The organism is Methylobacterium sp. P5_C11 (assembly GCF_054049775.1).
The window spans coordinates 1-18480 of the sequence record NZ_JBFULS010000006.1; the positions used below are offsets into that span (position 1 = coordinate 1).

An 18480-nucleotide genomic window follows, 5' to 3' on the forward strand; every position below is an offset into this window, starting at 1 on the left:
GTCGCGCTGCTCGGCGACGATGAAGCGGGCCTCCGCCGAGGCGATCACGGTCGCCTTCGCGAACACGGAAGCGTCCGACACCCGCGCCAGCGTCGCCTGGAAGGTCGAGGTCGTCGCGTCCACCAGCCGGGCGAACTGCTTCGGCATGCTCTCCCGAGACGCCGGCCACAGACGCGTCCCCGTCCCCCCGCACAGGATCATCGGGTGGATCAGGATCGAAGGTCGGGACATGGCGGGGTCTCCCGAGAAGTCTGGGCGGTGTGGCGCGGCCAAGCCCGCTCCGCGCGCATGCGGATGGATGTCGGCCGGTTTCCGGCTCTGCCCTTACCGTCGGGCCGGTAGCTGAACAACCTGCGCGGATTATCCGCGCGTGGACGGACTGGCCCCATCGCGGGGGATGGTTATGTCTGGCCTGTCATGAATGCGCCCGTCCCCACCCGCCCGGCCGATGATCCGGCGCCGTCGCAGCGCCGGATCCCCGCGGTGGAGCGCCTCGTCGGCGCCGCGCCGCCGGAGGTTCTCGACGTCTACGGGCGGACGGCGTTCACCGGGGCGATACGGGATATCCTCTCGGAGATCCGGGCCGGAGGCGCTCCCGTGCCGGACGCGGCGGCGATCCGGGCCGACGCGGCCGCACGGCTTGCCGCCGCGCGCCGCCCGTCGCTGCGGCCGGTCTTCAACCTGACCGGAACGGTGCTGCACACCAATCTCGGCCGCGCCCTGCTGCCCCGCTCGGCCGCCGAGGCGGTGGCCGCCGTGATGGTGCAGGCGAGCAACCTCGAATTCGACCTCGCGACCGGCGCCCGCGGCGAGCGGGACGACCACGTCGAAGGCCTGATCTGCCGCCTGACCGGGGCCGAGGCCGCGGTGGTCGTCAACAATAACGCGGCTGCGGTCCTGCTGGTGCTGAACGCCCTGGCCATGCGCAAGGAGGTGGTGGTCTCCCGGGGCGAGCTCGTGGAGATCGGCGGCTCGTTCCGCGTGCCGGATGTGATGGTGCGAGCAGGCTGCCGGCTCCGTGAGGTCGGCACCACCAATCGCACGCATCTGCGCGACTACGCGGAGGCGATCGGCCCGCGCACCGGCCTCGTGATGAAGGTGCATCCGAGCAACTACGCCATCGCGGGTTTCACGGCCGCGGCGGATCCGGCCGCCCTGCATGCCCTCTGCCGCGAGCGGGGCGTGCCGCTCGCGGACGATCTCGGCAGCGGCAGCCTCGTCGACCTCGCCGCCTACGGTCTGCCTCCCGAACCGACGATCCGGGCGGCCCTGGAGCGGGCGGACGTTGTCACCTTCAGCGGGGACAAGCTCCTCGGCGCGGTCCAGTGCGGCATCGTCGCCGGCCGGAAGGACCTGATCGCCCGGGTGCGCAAGAATCCGCTGAAGCGGGCACTGCGCGTCGACAAGATGACCTACGCGGCGCTCGAAGCGGTGCTGCGGCTCTATCTCCATCCCGAGCGGCTACGGGAGGAGTTGCCGACCCTGCGGCTGCTGACCCGCGGTCGCGACGCAATCGCCGCGCAGGCCGCGCGTCTCGCCCCCGCGGTAGCGGAGCGGCTCGCCGGCCGGGCTGTGGTTTCGGTCGCCGACTGCATCAGCCAGATCGGATCGGGCGCCCTGCCGGTGGAGACGTTGCCGAGCGCGGCCCTGGTCCTGGCCCCGGAACCTGCGGGCGGCCGGGGTGCCGGCGGGCGCTGCCAGCGCCTCGCCGGTGATCTGCGCCGGCTGCCAACGCCGGTCATCGGCCGGATCGGCGATGATGCCGTCCGCCTCGATCTCCGGACGCTCGAGGACGAGGCGGCCTTCCTCGACACCCTGTCGGCACTCGGCCAAACACCGCACCGGTGACGGAACCCTTAGGGTTGTTGAGAGAAGGGACCGTGCGGCCTGACCTTGCGCGCCGCCTTCCCATGTTATGGTATGATGACGAACCCGCGGTCGCGGTTGAGAATGGCGGCGTCTGGACCGCGATGGGCGAACGACATGGCGTACACGGCCGATCCGGTGGAGGCAGAGCGGGAGACCGATCCCCTGCTCCTCGATAACCAGCTCTGCTACGCGCTCTATGCTGCCGCGCATCGGATGACCAAGTCGTACCGGCCGCTGCTCGAGCGGCTCGGCCTGACATACCCGCAATATCTCGTTCTGCTGGTGCTGTGGGAACAGGACGGCGTGACCGTCTCGGAGATCGGTCGTCGCCTGCGTCTTGATTCCGGCACGCTGACGCCGGTGCTGAAGCGCCTGGAGGGCGCGGGCTTCCTGCTCCGGACGCGCCGCCAGTCCGATGAACGCGAGGTCGAGATCGCCCTCACGCCCGCGGGCGCCGCCCTGCGTGCCGAGGCGGTTTCGGTCCGCGAGAGCGTGATGTGCCAGCTCGAGCTCAGCGAGCCGGAGATCCGAGCCCTGCGCAAGGACCTGAGCCTCGTCATCGAGCGGCTGAGCGTCAACGACTGAGGATCGCGCGGCGCGCGGGGCTCACCGCCGCAGGCGGTTCCCCAGGACGAAGCCGTAGAGTCCCATCAGGATGATGCCGACGGCGCCTTCGAGGCCGACCAGCAGGTTGGTAACGCGGCCGGTGGGCTTGAGGCCGATCTCCGGCGGGTTCGCGGTCATCATGTTGAGCGCGCTGTAGCTCAGGAGATCGAGGGGATTGTAGGTCGGCCCCGCCTCCGGCCCCTCCAGGATGAACAGGCCGCCGGTGAGCCCGAAGAGGCCCGCGAACACAACGATCAGAAGGGCGAAGGCCCGGGCGATGCGCGACAGGCTCTCGCCGTAATCGCAGAGCCATTCGACGAAGCGGTCCGCGGTCCAGCGATAGCCGTGCCGCAGAAGACCGGCCCAGTCCCGCGCGCCCCAGGCGGTGCGGGCCTGCCGTCCGGCATGAAAGCGGCCCATCCGGCGTCCGCGCTTGTAGGCCCAGCTCGCCGCGTCGTGGCTGCCGATGCTCTTCCAGTTCTGCTCCAGGGCGAGGTAGCTCGCCTGCGCCAGCTCGTATGCGCCGGCGACCTCCTCGCCCACGGCACCGCCGAGCTGCTCGACGCTCATCCGGGTGCCGTTGAGCCACGCGCCGGCGAAGCGAGCATGCCGCAGGCGGCAGGTCGCGAGGTTCAGCCGCACGAGATCGGTGTCCGAGAGATCGGCACCCGAGAGGTCGGCGCCGTCGAGCTTCGCCCCGGCGAAGTTTGCGCCCCGCAGTCGCGAGCCGGCCAAGCTCGCCTTGGTCAGGCTGGCATCGGCGAAATCCGCGTGGGTCAGGTTGGCGTCGGCGAGCTTGGCTTCATCGAGCCGCGCCGCGCGGAATACGGTGTCGTCGGCATCAGCCCCGGAGAAGTCGGCCCCCCATAGATCGGCGCCCGCGAAGTCCGTGCCGTCCAGGAGGGCGCCGGACAGGTTGGCGAAGCGCATCGCGGCCTGCCCGAAGCGGGCATCCTCCAGCATGGCGCCCGCGAATTTTACCTGACCGGCGACGACGCCGGTGAAGTCCGCCCCCGACAGGTCGGCCTCCGACAGGTCGGCCTCCTCAAGGATCGCGCCCGTAAAGCGGGCCGAGCGCCCGAGCGCGCCCGCGAGGTTCGCCCGGCGCAGATTGGCACCGGACAGGTCGGCCTCCTCCATCCGCGCGCGGGACAGGTCGGCGCCGGCGAGCGCGAGGCCGCCGGACTCGGCATCGGCGCCGGCCCCGCCGTCCAGCGCGTCCTGCCCGGCGCTCAGCTGCGACAGGTCCGAGCCCGGCTCCTGCACGGGTGCCCCGGTGGCGATGCGGTCGAGCAGCCCGCGCAGCCGCGGCTCGGTCTGAGCGTCCCGTCGCGCGTCGGGTGGGGTCACTTGGTCCATGGTGTTCCTTGCCGGAACGCGCGACCGGACGCCAGACGCGCTGCTCAGGCCGCGCGCGGCTCGGCCGTGACCCGGACGGCGATCGCCTTCGCGGCGGGAGTCTTGGACTGCTCGTCGTGATGCCAGAGCGGCAGCAGGACGTTCAGCTCAGGATAATAGCCTGCGCAATTGCCCTCGGGGATATCATAGGCCACCACCCGCAGGCCGCCGACGCGCCTCGGCACCTGATCGTAGGCCTCGGTTGCGACTTCGACGCTGCCGCCGTCCTTCAGGCCGAGGCGGGCGATGTCCCGGCGGTTCATGAACAACACGTCGCGGGTGCCCTTCACCCCGCGGAAGCGGTCGTCGTAGCCGTAGACCGTGGTGTTGAACTGATCGTTCGAGCGCAGGGTGATCAGGTCGAGCACGTCCGGACCGCGGGCGGGAAGGTCCGGATCGGCCTCCAGACCCTCGGGCACGGCGAAGTTGGCCTTGCCGGACTCCGTCTCCCACTTCCGGTCGCGGGCGCCCAGGGGCTTGAGGATCCCGCCCGGCTGGAACATCCGGCCGTTGAGGTCGTGGAACACGTTCGGGTAGGTCGCCTCGATCGCGGTGCGCACGCGACCATAATCAGCGACCCAGGCATCCCAGTCGATCCGCGGGTTCGGGGGCAGCGTCGCCTTGGCGATCTCCGCCACGATCCAGGGTTCGGAGCGCACGTGCGGCCCGACCGGGTCGGCCACGCCCCGCGAACCGTGGAATTGCGCGGTGGAGCTCTCGATCGAGACCGCCTGTGGCCCGCTCGCCTGCCGGTCGATCTCGATCCGGCCGAGACAGGGCAGGATGTAGGCGACGGCGCCGTTCACCAAGTGGGAGCGGTTGAGCTTGGTCGAGATCTGGACGGTGAGGCGCTGGCGGCGCCAGGCGGGCTCCATCCGGCCGGTATCGGGGATCGCCCGCAGGAAATTGCCGCCGAGCCCGATGAAGGCCTTCACGCGACCGTCGAGGAGGCCCTCGCAGGTCTCCACCGTGTTGAGCCCCTTCTCCCGCGGCGGCTCGAAGCCGTAGAGGTCCTTCAGCCTGTCGAGCGGCGCCAGTTCCGGCTTCTCGGTGATGCCGACGGTGCGCTGGCCCTGCACGTTCGAGTGGCCGCGCACTGGACAGATCCCGGCGCCGGGCTTCCCGATATTGCCGCGCAGGAGCAGCAAGTTGACGAGCATGCGGACCGTCTCGGTGCCCTTGCGGTGCTGGGTCAGGCCCATCCCGTAGATGCCGATCACCGCCTTCGCGCGGGCATAGACCGCGGCGGCGGCCTCCAGGGCGGTCCGGGTCAGGCCGGAGCGCCGCTCCAGCGTGGCCCAGTCCTGCCCGTCGCAGAACGTGATGAACGACTCGAAGCCGTGGGTGTGCTCGGCGATGAAGGCGTGGTCGAGCACCCGGGGCTTGCCATTGGCCTCCGCGGCCTGGTCCAGGGCGAACAGGGCCTTGCACAGCCCGGTGAGCGCCGCGAGGTCGCCGCCGGCCTTCACCTGGTGGTACTGGGTCGAGATCTTCGTGGACGAGCGGGTGAGCATCTCCACCGGCGATTGCGGGTCGGTAAAGCGCTCCAGCCCGCGCTCGCGCAGCGGGTTGAAGGTGATGATCTGCGCGCCCCGGCGCCGCGCCTCCTGGAGCGGGTGCAGCATCCGCGGGGAATTCGACCCGACGTTCTGGCCGAAGAAGAAGATCAGGTCGGTGGTCTCGAAATCCTCCAGCAGCACCGTGCCCACGGGTGCGCCGATCGATTGCGGCAGCGCCACCGAAGTGGGCTCGTGGCACATGTTGGAGGAGTCCGGCAGGTTGTTGTTGCCGTAGAGCCGCGCCAGCAGCGCCCACATGTAGCTGGTCTCGAGGGAGGCCCGTCCCGAGGCGTAGAACACCACCGAGCGCGGATCCTGCGCGCGCAGGTCCTTCAGCTCCCGGCCGATCTCGGCGACGGCCTCCGCCCAGGCGACAGGCCGGTAGCGATCCGTCGCCGGGTCGTAGCGCATCGGATGGGTCAGGCGGCCCTGCTCCTCGAGGGCGTAGTCGCTCCAGCCGAGAAGTTCCGTCACCGTGTGCTCGGCGAAGAAGTCCGGGGTCGCACGGCGGCGCGTCTGCTCCCAGGCGGTCGCCTTGGCGCCGTTCTCGCAATACTCGAAGGCCAGGGGCTTGGCGGGCTTCGCCCAGGCGCAGGAGGTGCACATATAGCCGTCCGGCTTGTTCTGCTTCAGCAGCATCGCCGAGCCGGTGACCGGCACGCCCTCGCGGGTCAGGATCTCGACGAGGGAGCGGGCCGAGCCCCAGCCGCCCGCCGGCCCGTCATAGGGCTCGATCCGGACGTCGTCGGTGTTCTGATCGGCCATGGCGCCCTCCACCCGGCACAGCGATCACCGGACCGGGGGAACGCGCGAGCGGGCGAATCGGATCACGGGCGCGGCACCGCGCCCCGGAATGGTTCCCTTGCCGCGGCCGCGGCTCTAACGTCGACGCATGGAGCGGACCGCCGGAGGAGGACATCATGGCCAGCGTCGACGTCGAGATGGTGAAGTGCGCCTGCCAGGACTGCGTCTGCGTGATTCCGGTTGCCAAGGCCGTGTCGCGGGACGGCAAAGCCTATTGCTGCGACGAGTGCGCGGACGGCCACAGGGATCACGCCGGCTGCGAGCATGCCGGCTGCGCCTGCCACGGCTAGAGCCGTTCCTGATCTTGTTGCAACGGTCTGAAGGACAGGCATCTCCGGTCGAGACAGTCGCGACGCGCCCCCCCTCTCCCGTGCGGGAGAGGGTTGGGGTGAGGGATCAGGTCTTTCCGGAAAGTACTCGCGACTCACCCTGTCCCTCTCCCGCACGAGAGAGTGGACCCGCGCCTCGCTCGGCCAGGGCACGGCTGTCGTCACCGTGCCAACCTGATCGGGAGCGACTCTGGGTCTGTTCCCGACCTCGGTAAGATCAGGCCTCCCAGAGGGTCAGGCGCTCTCGTTTTTGGCGCCGAAGGCGGACCCTGAATCCCGACGCTCTGTCGGTGTGAGACTTGCCGCTGCGGCGGGACTGGGTTTCCGAATCTTCTGCACGACCCCGGGACGACGGGCCGGGGCGGTCGCGGTCAGGAGACAGCGGCGAGCTTGTCGGCCATCGACTGATCCTTGTCCCGGCGCGTCGAGAAGATCAGCGTGAAGAAGGTCCGCTGGACGCCGAGTTCGGCGAGCTTCGCCTCGCACCGCTCGGCCAGCGCGCAGATCTCCGACAGCTCGCCCTCGATGTTGGTGCCGTTGGGATGCATCGCGGCGGTGAGGCCGCTCGACTCGATGATGTCCTTGATCGCCCGCACGTAGGGCGAGACCGACGGGCCGACGCCCATCGGCACGATGCAGAGGTCGGCCGAAACTTTCATGGTGCCTGCCTGATCCGGGAGGGGCGGCCCCGTCACGGTACCGCGACCGGCGGCGGGGCGAGCGGGCAGCCTATCGCCGGCCGCGGCGACTTTCCAGGCCGGCACCCGGACCGGCCGTCACGCGGCGCCGGTCTCCAGCGCCGCGGCGCGCACCGAGGGCAGGCACGGATTGGCGTTGTCGCTGCGCCACGCGAGCCACAGCTCCGGCCCGGTCGTGGCCGGCAGAGCGATCGGCCGGAGCCGGATGTCGGCCATGCTGTTGCCCCGGGCGCTGCCCGGCACCAGCGCGACGCCGATGCCGGCGCCGACGAGGGCCAGCATCGCGTGGACCTGGTTCACCCGCTGCACGATCCGCGGCTGCACGCCTCCGGCCTCGAACAGCCGGTCGAGGAGGTCGATGAAGTAGCGCCCACCCCGGGGCGACCACGTCACGAAGGCCTCGCCGTCGAGATCCCGCAGGGTCGGCGTACGGACTGTCGCGAGGCGATGCCCGCGCGGGACCGCGAGCAGGAACCGCTCCCGGGCGAGGGGAGCGGTCGCGATCGGGGTCTTCGGATCCTGGAGGACCGGGGCCGGTCGCAGGATCGCGAGATCGACCCGGTTGTCGCCAAGCGCCTGGATCTGCTCGTCCGAGACCATCTCCTCCAGCACGAGATCGACCTCCGGCAGCGTCCGGCGGACATGGGCCACGACCTGAGGCAGTGTCCGGTAGGCCGAGGCGGCGGTGAAGCTGAGGCGCAGCACCCCGCTCTCGCCCCGGGCGGCGCGCCGGGTGATGCGCGCGGCGTTCTCGGCCGCCGCCAGCACCCGGTAGGCCTCGGCCAGGAAGGTGCGGCCCGCCGGGGTCAGGCGCACCGCGCGCGTGGTCCGCTCCAGCAGCGTCACGCCCAGCGTCTGCTCCAGCATCTGGATCTGCCGCGACAGGGGCGACTGGGTCAGGTTCAGCCGCGCCGCGGCCCGGCCGAAATGCATCTCCTCGGCGACGGCGACGAAGCTGCGGGCGTGGCCGAGGTCGAACATTGATGCAGGATCCGGGATAATCCAGCCAAAATCAACGTTGGACGCATTTAACGCTGGCGCCTACCCCCGGACGCGACACCGAACGGTGCGATCCAGGGAGAGGAATCGATGGCGAGCATGACCCCGGCCGAGATGGCGCGCGTGCTGGGCTCCGGCCTGCTGTCCTTTCCGGTCACGCATTTCCGCGACGACCTCGGCTTCGACGAGACCGCCTATCGGGACAATCTCGGGCGCCTCGCCGACTACAAGGTGTCGGGCCTGTTCGCCGCCGGCGGCACCGGGGAGTTCTTCTCGCTGACGCCCGCCGAGATCGACCGCGTCCTGCGCGCCTGCGTCGAGGAGACCCGCGGACGGACCCCGGTCATCGCCCCCGCCGGCCAGGGCACCGCCCTGGCGGTCGAGATGGCGCGGGCCGCCGAGGCCGCCGGCGCGGACGGGATCCTGCTGCTGCCGCCCTACCTCGTCGGATCCGAGCAGGTGGGCCTCGCCGCCCATATCGAGGCGGTGTGCCGGGCGACCTCCCTGGGGATCATCGTCTACAACCGCGCCAACGCCCAGCTGAACGAGCAAACGCTCGCCGGCCTGTGCGAGCGCTGCCCGAATCTCGTCGGCTTCAAGGACGGCGTCGGCGACGTCGAGCTGATGACCCGGGTCTACGCCGCGCTCGGAGACCGCCTGACCTATATCGGCGGCCTGCCCACCGCCGAGACCTTCGCGCTGCCGTACCTGGAGATGGGCGTCACCACCTACTCCTCGGCGATCTTCAACTTCCTGCCCGAATGGGCGCTGTCCTTCTACGACAGCGTCCGCCGCCGGGACCGCGACGCCGTCTACCGGGAGCTGCGCGCCTTCGTCCTCCCCTACATCGCGATCCGCAACCGCAAGCGCGGCTACGCCGTCTCGATCGTCAAGGCGGGCATGAGCGCCGTCGGCCGCCACGCCGGGCCGGTCCGGCCGCCGCTGACCGAGCTCGACGCGGCCGAGCGCGCCGAGCTGACGGCCCTGATCGGCGACCGCCGCTGAGCCCCCGCAACACGCACAACGACGGACCCGCCGAGCCAACCGCGGCCACGACCCGCTTCCCGGATCAACCGGGCGGCGACGAGCCAGGGAGAACGTCCATGAGTGCCAGTTCGACCGGCGCGCCGAGCACCCTGCTCGCCGCCGCCGATGCGGGTCGCCGCACCCGCGTCCGCCTGCTGATCGTGGCGATGCTGTTCGCCGCCACGACGATCAACTACGCCGACCGCGCGACCATCTCGATCGCCGGGCCCGACATGGCCAAGGAACTCGGCCTCTCGCCGGTCCAGATGGGCTACGTCTTCTCGGCCTTCGCGTGGTCCTACGTCCTCGCCCAGATCCCGGGCGGCTGGCTCCTCGACCGCTACAGCGTCAAGTGGGTCTACGCCGCCGCCGTCGCCCTGTGGTCGGGCTTCACGCTGGTCCAGGGCGCCGTCGGCTTCTTCACCGGCCTGACCGCGGTGATCCTGCTCTTCGCCCTGCGGCTGGCCGTCGGCCTCACCGAGGCGCCGGTCTTCCCCGCCAACGCCCGGATCGTCGCCGCGTGGTTCCCGACCCGGGAGCGCGGCATGGCCTCGGCGTTCTTCAACTCGGCGCAGTACTTCGCCACGGTGCTGTTCACGCCGCTGATGGCGTGGATCGTCCACAATTTCGGCTGGCACCACGTCTTCACCAGCATGGGCCTGCTCGGCCTCGTCTTCGCGGTGGTGTGGCTGCGCGTCGTTGACAGTCCGAAGAACCACCCGTCGATGAACCAGGCGGAGCGAGACTACATCGAGGCCGGCGGCGCGCTGCTCGACATGGACGGCCAGAGCCGGACCAAGCAGGGCGATGCCGGCCGGACGCTGCGCCAGCTGCTCGCCAATCGCATGCTGCTCGGCATCTATGTCGGCCAGTACTGCATCACCGTGCTGACCTACTTCTTCCTGACCTGGTTCCCGGTCTACCTCGTCAAGGAGCGCGGCCTGTCGATCCTGCAGGCGGGCTTCGCGGCGGTGCTGCCGGCGCTGTGCGGCTTCATCGGCGGCATCCTCGGGGGCGTGATCTCCGACCTGCTCCTGCGCCGCGGCTTCTCGCTGACAGCGGCGCGCAAGATCCCGATCGTCGGCGGCATGCTGCTGTCGATGAGCATCATCGGCTGCAACTACGTCCAGACGGACGCGGTGGTGGTCGGGCTGATGGCGCTCGCCTTCTTCGGCAAGGGCATCGGGGCGCTCGGCTGGGCGGTCGTCGCCGACACCTCCCCGCGGGAGAGCGGCGGCCTCTCGGGTGGCCTGTTCAACACCTTCGGCAACACCGCCGGCATCACCACGCCGATCGCCATCGGCTACATCGTCCAGAGCACGGGCTCGTTCAATGGCGCCCTGGTCTTCGTCGGCCTGAACGCCCTCGTCGCCTGCTTCTGCTACCTCGTGGTGGTCGGCGAAATCCGCCGCGTCGAGCTCAAAGCCCACTGACCCGCGGCCCGGGCCGGTCCGCCGCGACCGGCCCCGTTCCGATCCCGCCTCGCGCCCGGCGCAGACCGGCCGGGGGCTCCCGAGGAGGATTCCATGCCGAACGACAGCCGCCACGCCGCCCGCCACACCCCGACCGTGACCGCCATGAATGTCGTGCCGGTGGCCGGCCACGACAGCATGCTGCTCAACCTCTCGGGCGCGCACGGGCCGTACTTCACCCGCAACCTCGTGATCCTCACCGACTCCACCGGCGCCACCGGCCTCGGCGAGGTTCCCGGCGGCGAGGGCATCCGCAAGACCCTGGAGGATGCCCGGGACCTCGTGGTCGGGCAGCCGCTCGGCGCCTGGAACGCGGTGCTCAACGCCATGCGGGCGCGCTTCGCCGACCGCGACGTCGGCGGGCGCGGCCTGCAGACCTTCGACCTGCGCGTCACCATCCACGCGGTGACGGCCGTCGAATCCGCCTTCCTCGACCTGCTCGGCCAGTACCTCGACGTGCCGGTCGCGGCGCTCCTGGGCGAGGGCCAGCAGCGCGACGCTGTCGAGATTCTGGGCTACCTGTTCTACGTCGGCGACCGCACCCGCACGGATCTCGATTACCGCGCGCCGACCGCCCGCGACGGCTGGTTCCGCCTGCGCGACGAGGAGGCGCTGACCCCGGAGGCCGTCGCCCGGCTCGCCGAGGCCGCCTACGACCAGTACGGCTTCAACGACTTCAAGCTGAAGGGCGGCGTGCTGCGCGGCGAGGAGGAGATCGCCGCCGTCACTGCGATCCACGAGCGGTTCCCCAAGGCGCGGGTCACGCTCGACCCGAACGGCGCGTGGTCCCTCGCGGAAGCGATCCGCCTCTGCAAGGGCCAGGGCCACGTCCTGGCCTACGCGGAGGATCCCTGCGGCGCCGAGGGCGGGTTCTCGGGCCGCGAGATCATGGCGGAGTTCCGCCGCGCCACCGGCCTGCCCACCGCCACCAACATGATCGCCACCGACTGGCGGCAGATGAACCACGCGATCCAGCTCGGCGCCGTCGACATCCCGCTGGCCGACCCGCATTTCTGGACGCTCGCCGGCTCGGTCCGGGTGGCCCAGCTGTGCCGCGATCACGGTCTCACCTGGGGCTCGCACTCGAACAACCATTTCGACGTGTCGCTCGCGATGTTCACCCACGTGGCCGCGGCCGCGCCCGGCAACGTCACGGCGATCGACACCCACTGGATCTGGCAGGACGGCGAGCGCCTGACCAGGGAGCCGCTGGCGATCCGCGGCGGCCTCGTGCGGGTGCCAGAGCGGCCGGGCCTCGGCATCGAGCTCGACATGTCGGCGGTCGAGGAGGCGCACGCCCTCTACCGCGACCACGGCCTCGGCGCCCGCGACGACGCGGCCGCCATGCAGTTCCTGATCCCGGGCTGGACCTTCGACAACAAGAAGCCCTGTCTGGTCCGCTGACGGCCGGCCCGGGCGCGCGCCTCAGACGCGCGAGCTCGGGCGGTAGAACGGCTCGTGCCGCGACGGGTCGATGTAGTCGGCGTAGAAGCGGCGGGCATGGGGCAGCAGCGCCTTCGAGAGCTGGCGCCGCTCGACCTCGTCGTCCGACAGCGCCCGCGACAGGTCGTCGTGGAGCGCCTTCAGGGCGGCGTCCTTGTCGACCCGGGTGAAGCGCCCGTCGGCGTAGAGTACCTCGCCCTCGCACAGCACCGTGGTGACGCCGCCGGTCTTGGCCCGCTGGATCACCGCGTCGAGGAGCGGCGTCTCCGGGTCGAGATACGGGTAGGCGATCTGGTCCCAGTCGATCAGGACCATGTCGGCGCCCTTGCCGACCTCGATCGTGCCCAGGCTGTCGCCGTACGGCGTGGTGCGGGCGCCGCCGACGGTCGCCATGCGCAGCACCTGCGCCATGCTCGGCACGTCGGCCTCGTCCATGCCGGGCACCCGGTGGGCGCGCAGCACGAGGCGCATCTCCTGCAGCATGTCGCGGTCGTCGTTGATCCCGGCCTCGTCGAGGCCGATCGCCGTGTTGATCCCCTTGGCCTCGAAGCGGTTGAGCGCCGCCACGCCCGAGCGCAGCCGGAAGTTCGACGAGCAATTGTGGCAGATGCAGGTGCCGGTCGCCGCCACCCGGTCGATGTCGGCTTCGTTGAGCCAGACGCCGTGGCCGAGCGTCAGGCGGAGCCCCAACATGCCGAACCGGTCGAGGTACTCGACGGCGGTTCCGCCGCCGCGCTTTTCCGCGTAGGCCTTCTGGTAGGCGGTCTCCACGAGGTGCATGTGCATCGGCACGTCGTAGGATTCGGACAGGCCGGCCAGCCCTTCGAGGGCCGCGTCGGAGCACCAGTGGAGGTTGGCCGGCGCGAGCTGGATCTTCGCCCGCGACGCGCCCTCCTGGGCGGAGTGCAGGCTGCGGAACAGGGAGAAATTGTCCTCCAGGGACATCTGGAAGCGCTCGAACCAGCGCTTCATCGGGTCCTGCAGCGGCGCCGGCAGGCTCGCCACGAAGTCCATGTCGGCCTGGTAGACGAGGCGGTTCTGGTCGCGGACCGCGAAGCAGTACGAGACCCGCATGCCGATGTCGCGGTAGGCCCGCAGCACCTCGTTGGAGCGCGCCTCGACCTCCTCCAGGCTGCCGGGCATCCAGCCGTGGATGTGCTGGACCGTGGTGATCCCGGAGCCGACCATCTCGAAGGCCGAGTACAGGGTGTCGAGGTAGAGGTTCAGGTTGCGCGTCACCATCCGGGTGACGAACCACAATTCGAGCGGCATGTCGGGGGAGCCGAGCTGCACCGGCGTCAGGCCGACATGGTGGTGGCCGTTGACGAAGCCCGGCAGCAGGATCTCGCGGCCCGAGCCGATCACGGGGGCGTCGGGGTAGCGGGCGTGCAGGTCCGCGTAGGTGCCGACCGCCGCGATGTTTCCGTCCTTCTGAAGGACCGCGCCGTCGGCGATCTCCTCCCAGCGGTCGTGATCGAGGGTGCGGGTGATCATCCGCCGGCTGCGGATCAGCGATGTGGCCATGGTCGTGTCCGTGTTGGGGATTGGGGTCAGACGAGCGCTTCCTGCTCGGCGAAGGCCCGGTCGACCTCGTCGCGCAGGAGCTCGGTGAGGTGCCGCCGCATCGCCTCGGCCTCGGGCGAGAACGGGTCGCGCGGGCGGGCGAGGTCGTTGCGGACGATGGTCTTGATCCGCCCGGGACGGGCGGTGAACACCACGACCCGGTCGGCGAGCGCGACCGCCTCGTCGATGTGGTGGGTCACGAACAGCACCGAGGCGCCGCTGTCGCGCCAGACGTCGAGCAGGAAGTCCTGCATCTTCTGGCGGGTCTGGACGTCGAGCGCCGCGAAGGGCTCGTCCATCAGCAGCACCTTCGGGCGCATGGCGAGCGCGCGCGCCACCGCCACCCGCTGGCGCATGCCGCCGGACAACTCGTCCGGCCGCTTGTCGAACGCCTCGGCGAGGCCGACGCGCTGGAGCGCGGTCCGCGCGATGCTCCGGCGCTCGGCCTCCGGCACGCCCTTCAGCGACAGGCCGAAGCTGACGTTCTGCCAGACGCTCAGCCAGGGCAGGAGCGAGGTCTCCTGGAAGATCAGGCTGCGCTCCGGCGAGGGGCCGGTGACGGCCTCGCCGAACGCCAGGAGCTCGCCCCCGGAGGCGGCCTCCAGCCCGGCGATCAGGTAGAGCAGCGTGCTCTTCCCGCAGCCCGACGGCCCGAGGAACACCACGAACTCGCCGGGCCGCACGGTGAGGTTGATGTCGCGCAGCGCCTCGTGGGCGCGGGCGGTGCCGCCCGCCCAGACCTTGGCGACGCCGCGGCAGGAGACGGCGTCGTCGGAGCCGAGATCAAAGGCCAAGGGATCAGAGGCCAAGGGATCAGAGGCCAAGGGAGGACCCCGCGTCGCGCGGAAGCCAGTACAGCAGCCGTCGCTGCACCACCCGGAACAGCAGGTCGAAGGCGAAGCCCAAGAGGCCGATCAGCGTGATGGTGAAGAACACGAGCGACGGGTTGAAGGTGTTGCGCGCCAGCATGATCACCTGGCCGAGCCCGTAGCCGACGCCGGTCGCCTCGGCGACGAGCACCACCATCCAGGCGCCGAACAGGTTGAGGCGCAGCACCGCGAGCAGCCCCGGCAGGATCGCCGGCACGATCACCCGCGCGTAGATCTGGCGCTTCGTTGCCCCCATGGTCCGGGCGACGTTGATGTAGTTCCGGTTGACCCCGTCGATCTGGTGAATGGTCGAGAGGACCATCGTGAAGAACAGGGCGATGAACACCATGAAGATCGCCGGGGCGTTGCCGATCCCGAACATGAAGATCGCCACCGGCAGCCACGCGATCGGCGAGACCGGCGCCAGGAGCGTGATGGTCGGCAGTGTCAGCCGCTCGAACAGCGCGACGTAGCGGATCGCGACGCCGACCAGGATCGACAGGGTCGCGGCCAGGGCGAGGCCCGCCAGCACCCGGCCCGTGGAGGCGAGCACCGTGATCAGCACCGCCATGGCGGGGCTCGGGCCGGCATTCATGCCGGTGCCGATCTGCCAGCGCTGGGCGGTGTTGAAGAAGCGCGCCTGCTCGGCGAGGTTGCCGAGGAAGATGTGCGGCGGCGGCAGCAGCTTGGCGTCGGCGATGCCGAAGGCCCAGAGCAGTTCCCAGAGGCCGGCGAAGCAGCCGACCGAGACCAGCATCCAGCCGGTCCGCTGCAGGAGCGGGACGAAGCCGTCGGGCAGCGCGAGGCGCTGACCGAACGGGAGGCGCGGCCGGACGTGCGGGACGGCGGCGCGGGCGAGGAAGATGGCCATCCGTTCAGGCCGACTTCAGCTTGAGCTTGCCGTAGAGGTCCGGGTTCTCGGCGATCACCTGCTCCAGCAGGGTCCAGTCGATCGCGTCGCGGCCGGGCTTCTTCTTGATGTAGCCCATCTCGGCGACGGAATCGGTCCGGTCGAGGATGAACTGCGTCTGGTTGCGGGCGTCGACCACCGAGGGCTGCCGGCCCATGGCGAGCTGGGCGTTGCTCATCGAGGTCTTGTAGTAGGAGCCGACGAGCTTGTTCAGGGCGGCCTGGGGGTCGCCCTCTGCCAGGGCCTGGGCCTTCATCATGCCCTTGATCAGCGCCTTCACGGCGGCCGGGTTCTTGGCGATCAGCTCGTTGCGGACCGCCAGCACGCAGTCGGTGTAGCCCTTGCCGTAGATGTCGGTGCCGTCGGAGAGCTTCACGGCGCCCTTCACGTCGGTGAGGAGCGCGGTGCCGTAGGGCTCGATCGTCGAGATGATGTCCAGCGCCCCGGCGCGGAACGCCTCCACGGCTTCCGGCGTCGAGCCCATGTAGCGGACCGTGATGTCCTTGAAGGCGACGCCGTTCTTCTTCAGCCAGTCGTAGGGCAGCACCTCAAGCGTATCGAGCTGGAAGGTGCCGAGCGTCTTACCCTTGAGCTTCTCCGGGCTGTCGAGGCCCGGCTGGGCGACCAGCACGCAGCCCTCGATGCCGCCGCCGGCCACGATCTTCACCGGGGCGCCCGCGTCGTAGAGCGCCATGAAGCTCGTGTAGGGCATCACGCCGGCATCGACCTGGCCCATGCCGAGGAAGGTGACCTGATCCGAGAAGGTCGGCGTGTTGACGAAGTCGATGGTCAGCCCGTCATCCTTGGCGAGCTGCATCGCCTCGGCCAGGAAGAAGTTCAGGTTGCAGAAGCCGGTGCCGTGGGTCGCCCGGATGCCGGTGGCCGCCGCGGCCGGGCTGGTCAGGCCCGGACCCACCGCCAGGGTCAGCGCTGCGGCGGTCCCGCCGAGGAAGCGCCTGCGGCTGGGCTTGAACCGCGTGAAATCCGGGACGCGATAATCGCCGTGACGGTCGCACATATCGACTCTCCTCAGAGGGCGGATCGCGCGATCCGCCGGACGGCGCGTGCCGGTGCTGAAACGGAGGGATCGGAGCTCGGGACAGGCTCAAGGCAGTCGCGGAGATCCGGTCGCCCGGCACCTCACCACATCGACGGCACGCCAACCTCTAGCCGCCGCCGGGGCGACGCTGCGCTGGTGAATACGAACCAAGAAGCGTGCCAGATGCGGGGATCGGCCGTATTGGCGGCGCGCCTTGCCCGTCGGCGCTGTCGAAGACCTGCACCGCTCCGTCCTTGCGAGCGGAGCGAAGCAATCCAGCCGCGCCACGCCTCCGGACGTCGGACTGCCCGGGGTCACGTCGCTGCGCTCGTGATGACGGACGTGTCGCACCGACCGGTCCGACGCCCGCGAAAGCGGCGGAATGCCGCCGGCGTATTCAGCCGGACTCTTCGAACGATGCCGGGCCGGCCTCAGCCGCGTGAAGAACGCGCCGCCCATTCCCGGCGCAGGATGGCGTACTGCAGCGTGTTCTCGAAGATCGGGTTGCCCTGATCGTCCTCCGCGAAGGCGATGAACTCGCGGAACAGACCCTCGGGGCGCATCCCCAGCGCCTCGCACAGGCGGCGCGAGGCGGCGTTGTCCTCCTCGACATAGGCGTAGAGCCGCCGCGCCCGCCGCTCGGAGAACAGGTATCCGAACAGAGCGGTCGCGGCCTCGCGGGCGTAGCCCGCGCCGCCGTAGGCGGCGTTGAAGTTCCAGCGGAGCGAGAAGGTGTCGGGCGGTTCGGGCAGGCAGAACAGGTCGCCGATCAGCCGGTCGGACGCGGCCAGACACACGGCCACGTGCTCGTCGTCGCGGCCGCGCCGATCGGCCTCCGCCCGCGCGTCGGCCGGCGTGTCGAGGCGGCCGCTCAGGAAGCAGCGCGCCCGCGGCCTGTGCAGGTAGGCGAACAGGTCGGCGGCGTCGTCCGGCCTGAAGCGCCGCAGGATCAGGCGGTCGGTCCGGATGGCGATCATCGGGCTTCCGGACGCGGCCGCCCTACGCGGCCACGAGGTTGAAGGTGCGGTCGGCCGGCGCGAGGCTCACCCGCCGCCCCCAGTCGAAGGGGACGAAATCCTGCTCGATCCCGTCCGAGAACACCACGCCGCCCTCGTTCATCCGCGACACCACCGTGAGGGGCGATCCGGCGAACTTGCCGCCGCGCAGGTCGGTGCCGGTGGCGACACTCGGGAACGGCTCGCGCACCCAGTAGCCGAAGGCCGCCTCCTCGATGCCCACTTCCACGGTGAGGTGCGTCGCCTCGCTGATCGAGCGCGCCCAGCCGGTCAGGCCGGTGCCCGAGGCCACGATCAGACCGCTTGACGCGTGGTCCTCCGCCCGCGCCCCGTCGTCGATGCGGTAGCGCGCCGACTGGTGGCTGCGGTGGCCGACGAAGATCTCGTTCAGGGCGAGGAGCCGCTCGCCGCCGTCGAAGGTCGCCTGCACCATGGTGCGCCGCTGCAGGGGGACGGCGCCGGCCGCGCTGGCGGGCAGCAGGGCGCGCAGGGCCTCGACCCGCGCCCGGGCCAGCACGCCGTCGTAGAGGTCGGGCGCCGGGTTGACGCCGACCACCGGCTGCCCGTCGAGGTACTTGGCGACGTTGGCCACGAGCCCGTCCTGCCCCACGGCCACGACCACGTCCTCGGGGGCGAACAGGAAGCGGTCGAGGTCGGGGCGCCGCACCAGGGCCTGCCGCCAGTCCAGGGGCACGGCGGACCGGGCCTCGGCGAGCACGGCCTGGAACTGGGCGTGGCGCGCCTCGACCTCCGCGAGCGTCTGGCCCCGGCTCTCCAGGAAGAACCGGACCTGGCCGCGGGTCGCGTGCCGGGCGATGAGCAGCGCGTAATCCGTGTCGCGGATCACGAAGACCACGCGGGGGGTGACTGCCGACATGAC

The 18480-nt window shown here is 70.6% G+C and carries 17 protein-coding genes; 6 read left to right on the plus strand and 11 right to left on the minus strand.

Annotated features, from left to right (window positions below; translation table 11 throughout):
• Positions 1–231, minus strand: a 231-nt coding sequence (locus ACXJKQ_RS05225; RefSeq protein WP_457104708.1) for a sugar phosphate nucleotidyltransferase, incomplete at its 3' end; no start/stop codon positions are given.
• A 186-nt stretch (positions 232–417) separates the two neighbouring features.
• Between ACXJKQ_RS05225 and selA the strand changes: the two genes are divergently transcribed.
• A complete protein-coding gene (gene selA / locus ACXJKQ_RS05230; RefSeq protein WP_457104709.1) occupies positions 418–1848 on the plus strand; it encodes an L-seryl-tRNA(Sec) selenium transferase in 1431 nt (476 codons plus the stop codon).
• 135 nt (positions 1849–1983) lie between these two features.
• The gene (locus ACXJKQ_RS05235) at positions 1984–2454 is read left to right on the plus strand and encodes a MarR family winged helix-turn-helix transcriptional regulator (RefSeq protein WP_457104710.1); all 471 of its coding nucleotides are present in this window, start codon (positions 1984–1986) and stop codon (positions 2452–2454) included.
• Between the two features lie 21 nt (positions 2455–2475).
• Here the strand turns inward: ACXJKQ_RS05235 and ACXJKQ_RS05240 are convergent, their stop codons facing one another.
• Both ACXJKQ_RS05240 and ACXJKQ_RS05245 read right to left on the minus strand, forming a co-directional pair.
• On the minus strand, positions 2476–3834 hold the full coding sequence (locus ACXJKQ_RS05240; RefSeq protein WP_457104711.1) for a pentapeptide repeat-containing protein: 1359 nt from the start codon (positions 3832–3834) through the stop codon (positions 2476–2478).
• Between the two features lie 44 nt (positions 3835–3878).
• On the minus strand, positions 3879–6197 hold the full coding sequence (locus ACXJKQ_RS05245; RefSeq protein ID WP_457104712.1) for an FdhF/YdeP family oxidoreductase: 2319 nt from the start codon (positions 6195–6197) through the stop codon (positions 3879–3881).
• Between the two features lie 155 nt (positions 6198–6352).
• Here ACXJKQ_RS05245 and ACXJKQ_RS05250 point away from each other — a divergent pair, with 155 nt between their 5' ends.
• The gene (locus ACXJKQ_RS05250) at positions 6353–6526 is read left to right on the plus strand and encodes a metallothionein (protein WP_457104713.1); all 174 of its coding nucleotides are present in this window, start codon (positions 6353–6355) and stop codon (positions 6524–6526) included.
• A gap of 410 nt (positions 6527–6936) precedes the next feature.
• On the opposite strand, the gene ACXJKQ_RS05255 is transcribed toward ACXJKQ_RS05250, so the two are convergent.
• The gene (locus ACXJKQ_RS05255) at positions 6937–7224 is read right to left on the minus strand and encodes an MTH1187 family thiamine-binding protein (protein ID WP_457104714.1); all 288 of its coding nucleotides are present in this window, start codon (positions 7222–7224) and stop codon (positions 6937–6939) included.
• A 117-nt stretch (positions 7225–7341) separates the two neighbouring features.
• Positions 7342–8244 carry a LysR substrate-binding domain-containing protein gene (locus ACXJKQ_RS05260; protein ID WP_457104715.1) on the minus strand — a complete coding sequence of 301 codons (903 nt, stop codon included), beginning with the start codon at positions 8242–8244 and terminating at the stop codon, positions 7342–7344.
• 108 nt (positions 8245–8352) lie between these two features.
• Here ACXJKQ_RS05260 and kdgD point away from each other — a divergent pair, with 108 nt between their 5' ends.
• The 3 genes from kdgD (at position 8353) to gudD (ending at position 12164) form a co-directional block, all read left to right on the plus strand.
• The gene (gene kdgD / locus ACXJKQ_RS05265) at positions 8353–9267 is read left to right on the plus strand and encodes a 5-dehydro-4-deoxyglucarate dehydratase (RefSeq protein ID WP_457104716.1); all 915 of its coding nucleotides are present in this window, start codon (positions 8353–8355) and stop codon (positions 9265–9267) included.
• Between the two features lie 98 nt (positions 9268–9365).
• Positions 9366–10721 (plus strand): MFS transporter, encoded by a 1356-nt coding sequence (locus tag ACXJKQ_RS05270; RefSeq protein ID WP_457104717.1) that lies wholly within the window; start codon positions 9366–9368, stop codon positions 10719–10721.
• 93 nt (positions 10722–10814) lie between these two features.
• On the plus strand, positions 10815–12164 hold the full coding sequence (gene gudD / locus ACXJKQ_RS05275; RefSeq protein ID WP_457104718.1) for a glucarate dehydratase: 1350 nt from the start codon (positions 10815–10817) through the stop codon (positions 12162–12164).
• A 21-nt stretch (positions 12165–12185) separates the two neighbouring features.
• On the opposite strand, the gene ACXJKQ_RS05280 is transcribed toward gudD, so the two are convergent.
• The 6 genes from ACXJKQ_RS05280 to ACXJKQ_RS05305 form a co-directional block, all read right to left on the minus strand.
• Positions 12186–13727 (minus strand): amidohydrolase family protein, encoded by a 1542-nt coding sequence (locus ACXJKQ_RS05280; RefSeq protein ID WP_457104719.1) that lies wholly within the window; start codon positions 13725–13727, stop codon positions 12186–12188.
• Positions 13728–13753: 26 nt separating this feature from the next.
• The gene (locus tag ACXJKQ_RS05285) at positions 13754–14560 is read right to left on the minus strand and encodes an ABC transporter ATP-binding protein (protein ID WP_457104720.1); all 807 of its coding nucleotides are present in this window, start codon (positions 14558–14560) and stop codon (positions 13754–13756) included.
• 19 nt (positions 14561–14579) lie between these two features.
• Entirely contained in the window at positions 14580–15506 is a 927-nt protein-coding gene (locus tag ACXJKQ_RS05290; protein WP_457104721.1) for an ABC transporter permease, read from the minus strand.
• 4 nt (positions 15507–15510) lie between these two features.
• The gene (locus ACXJKQ_RS05295) at positions 15511–16563 is read right to left on the minus strand and encodes an ABC transporter substrate-binding protein (protein ID WP_457104722.1); all 1053 of its coding nucleotides are present in this window, start codon (positions 16561–16563) and stop codon (positions 15511–15513) included.
• A 452-nt stretch (positions 16564–17015) separates the two neighbouring features.
• On the minus strand, positions 17016–17561 hold the full coding sequence (locus ACXJKQ_RS05300) for a GNAT family N-acetyltransferase (RefSeq protein WP_457104723.1): 546 nt from the start codon (positions 17559–17561) through the stop codon (positions 17016–17018).
• Between the two features lie 22 nt (positions 17562–17583).
• Entirely contained in the window at positions 17584–18477 is an 894-nt protein-coding gene (locus tag ACXJKQ_RS05305) for a hypothetical protein (protein WP_457104724.1), read from the minus strand.
• Positions 18478–18480: the final 3 nt, after the last annotated feature.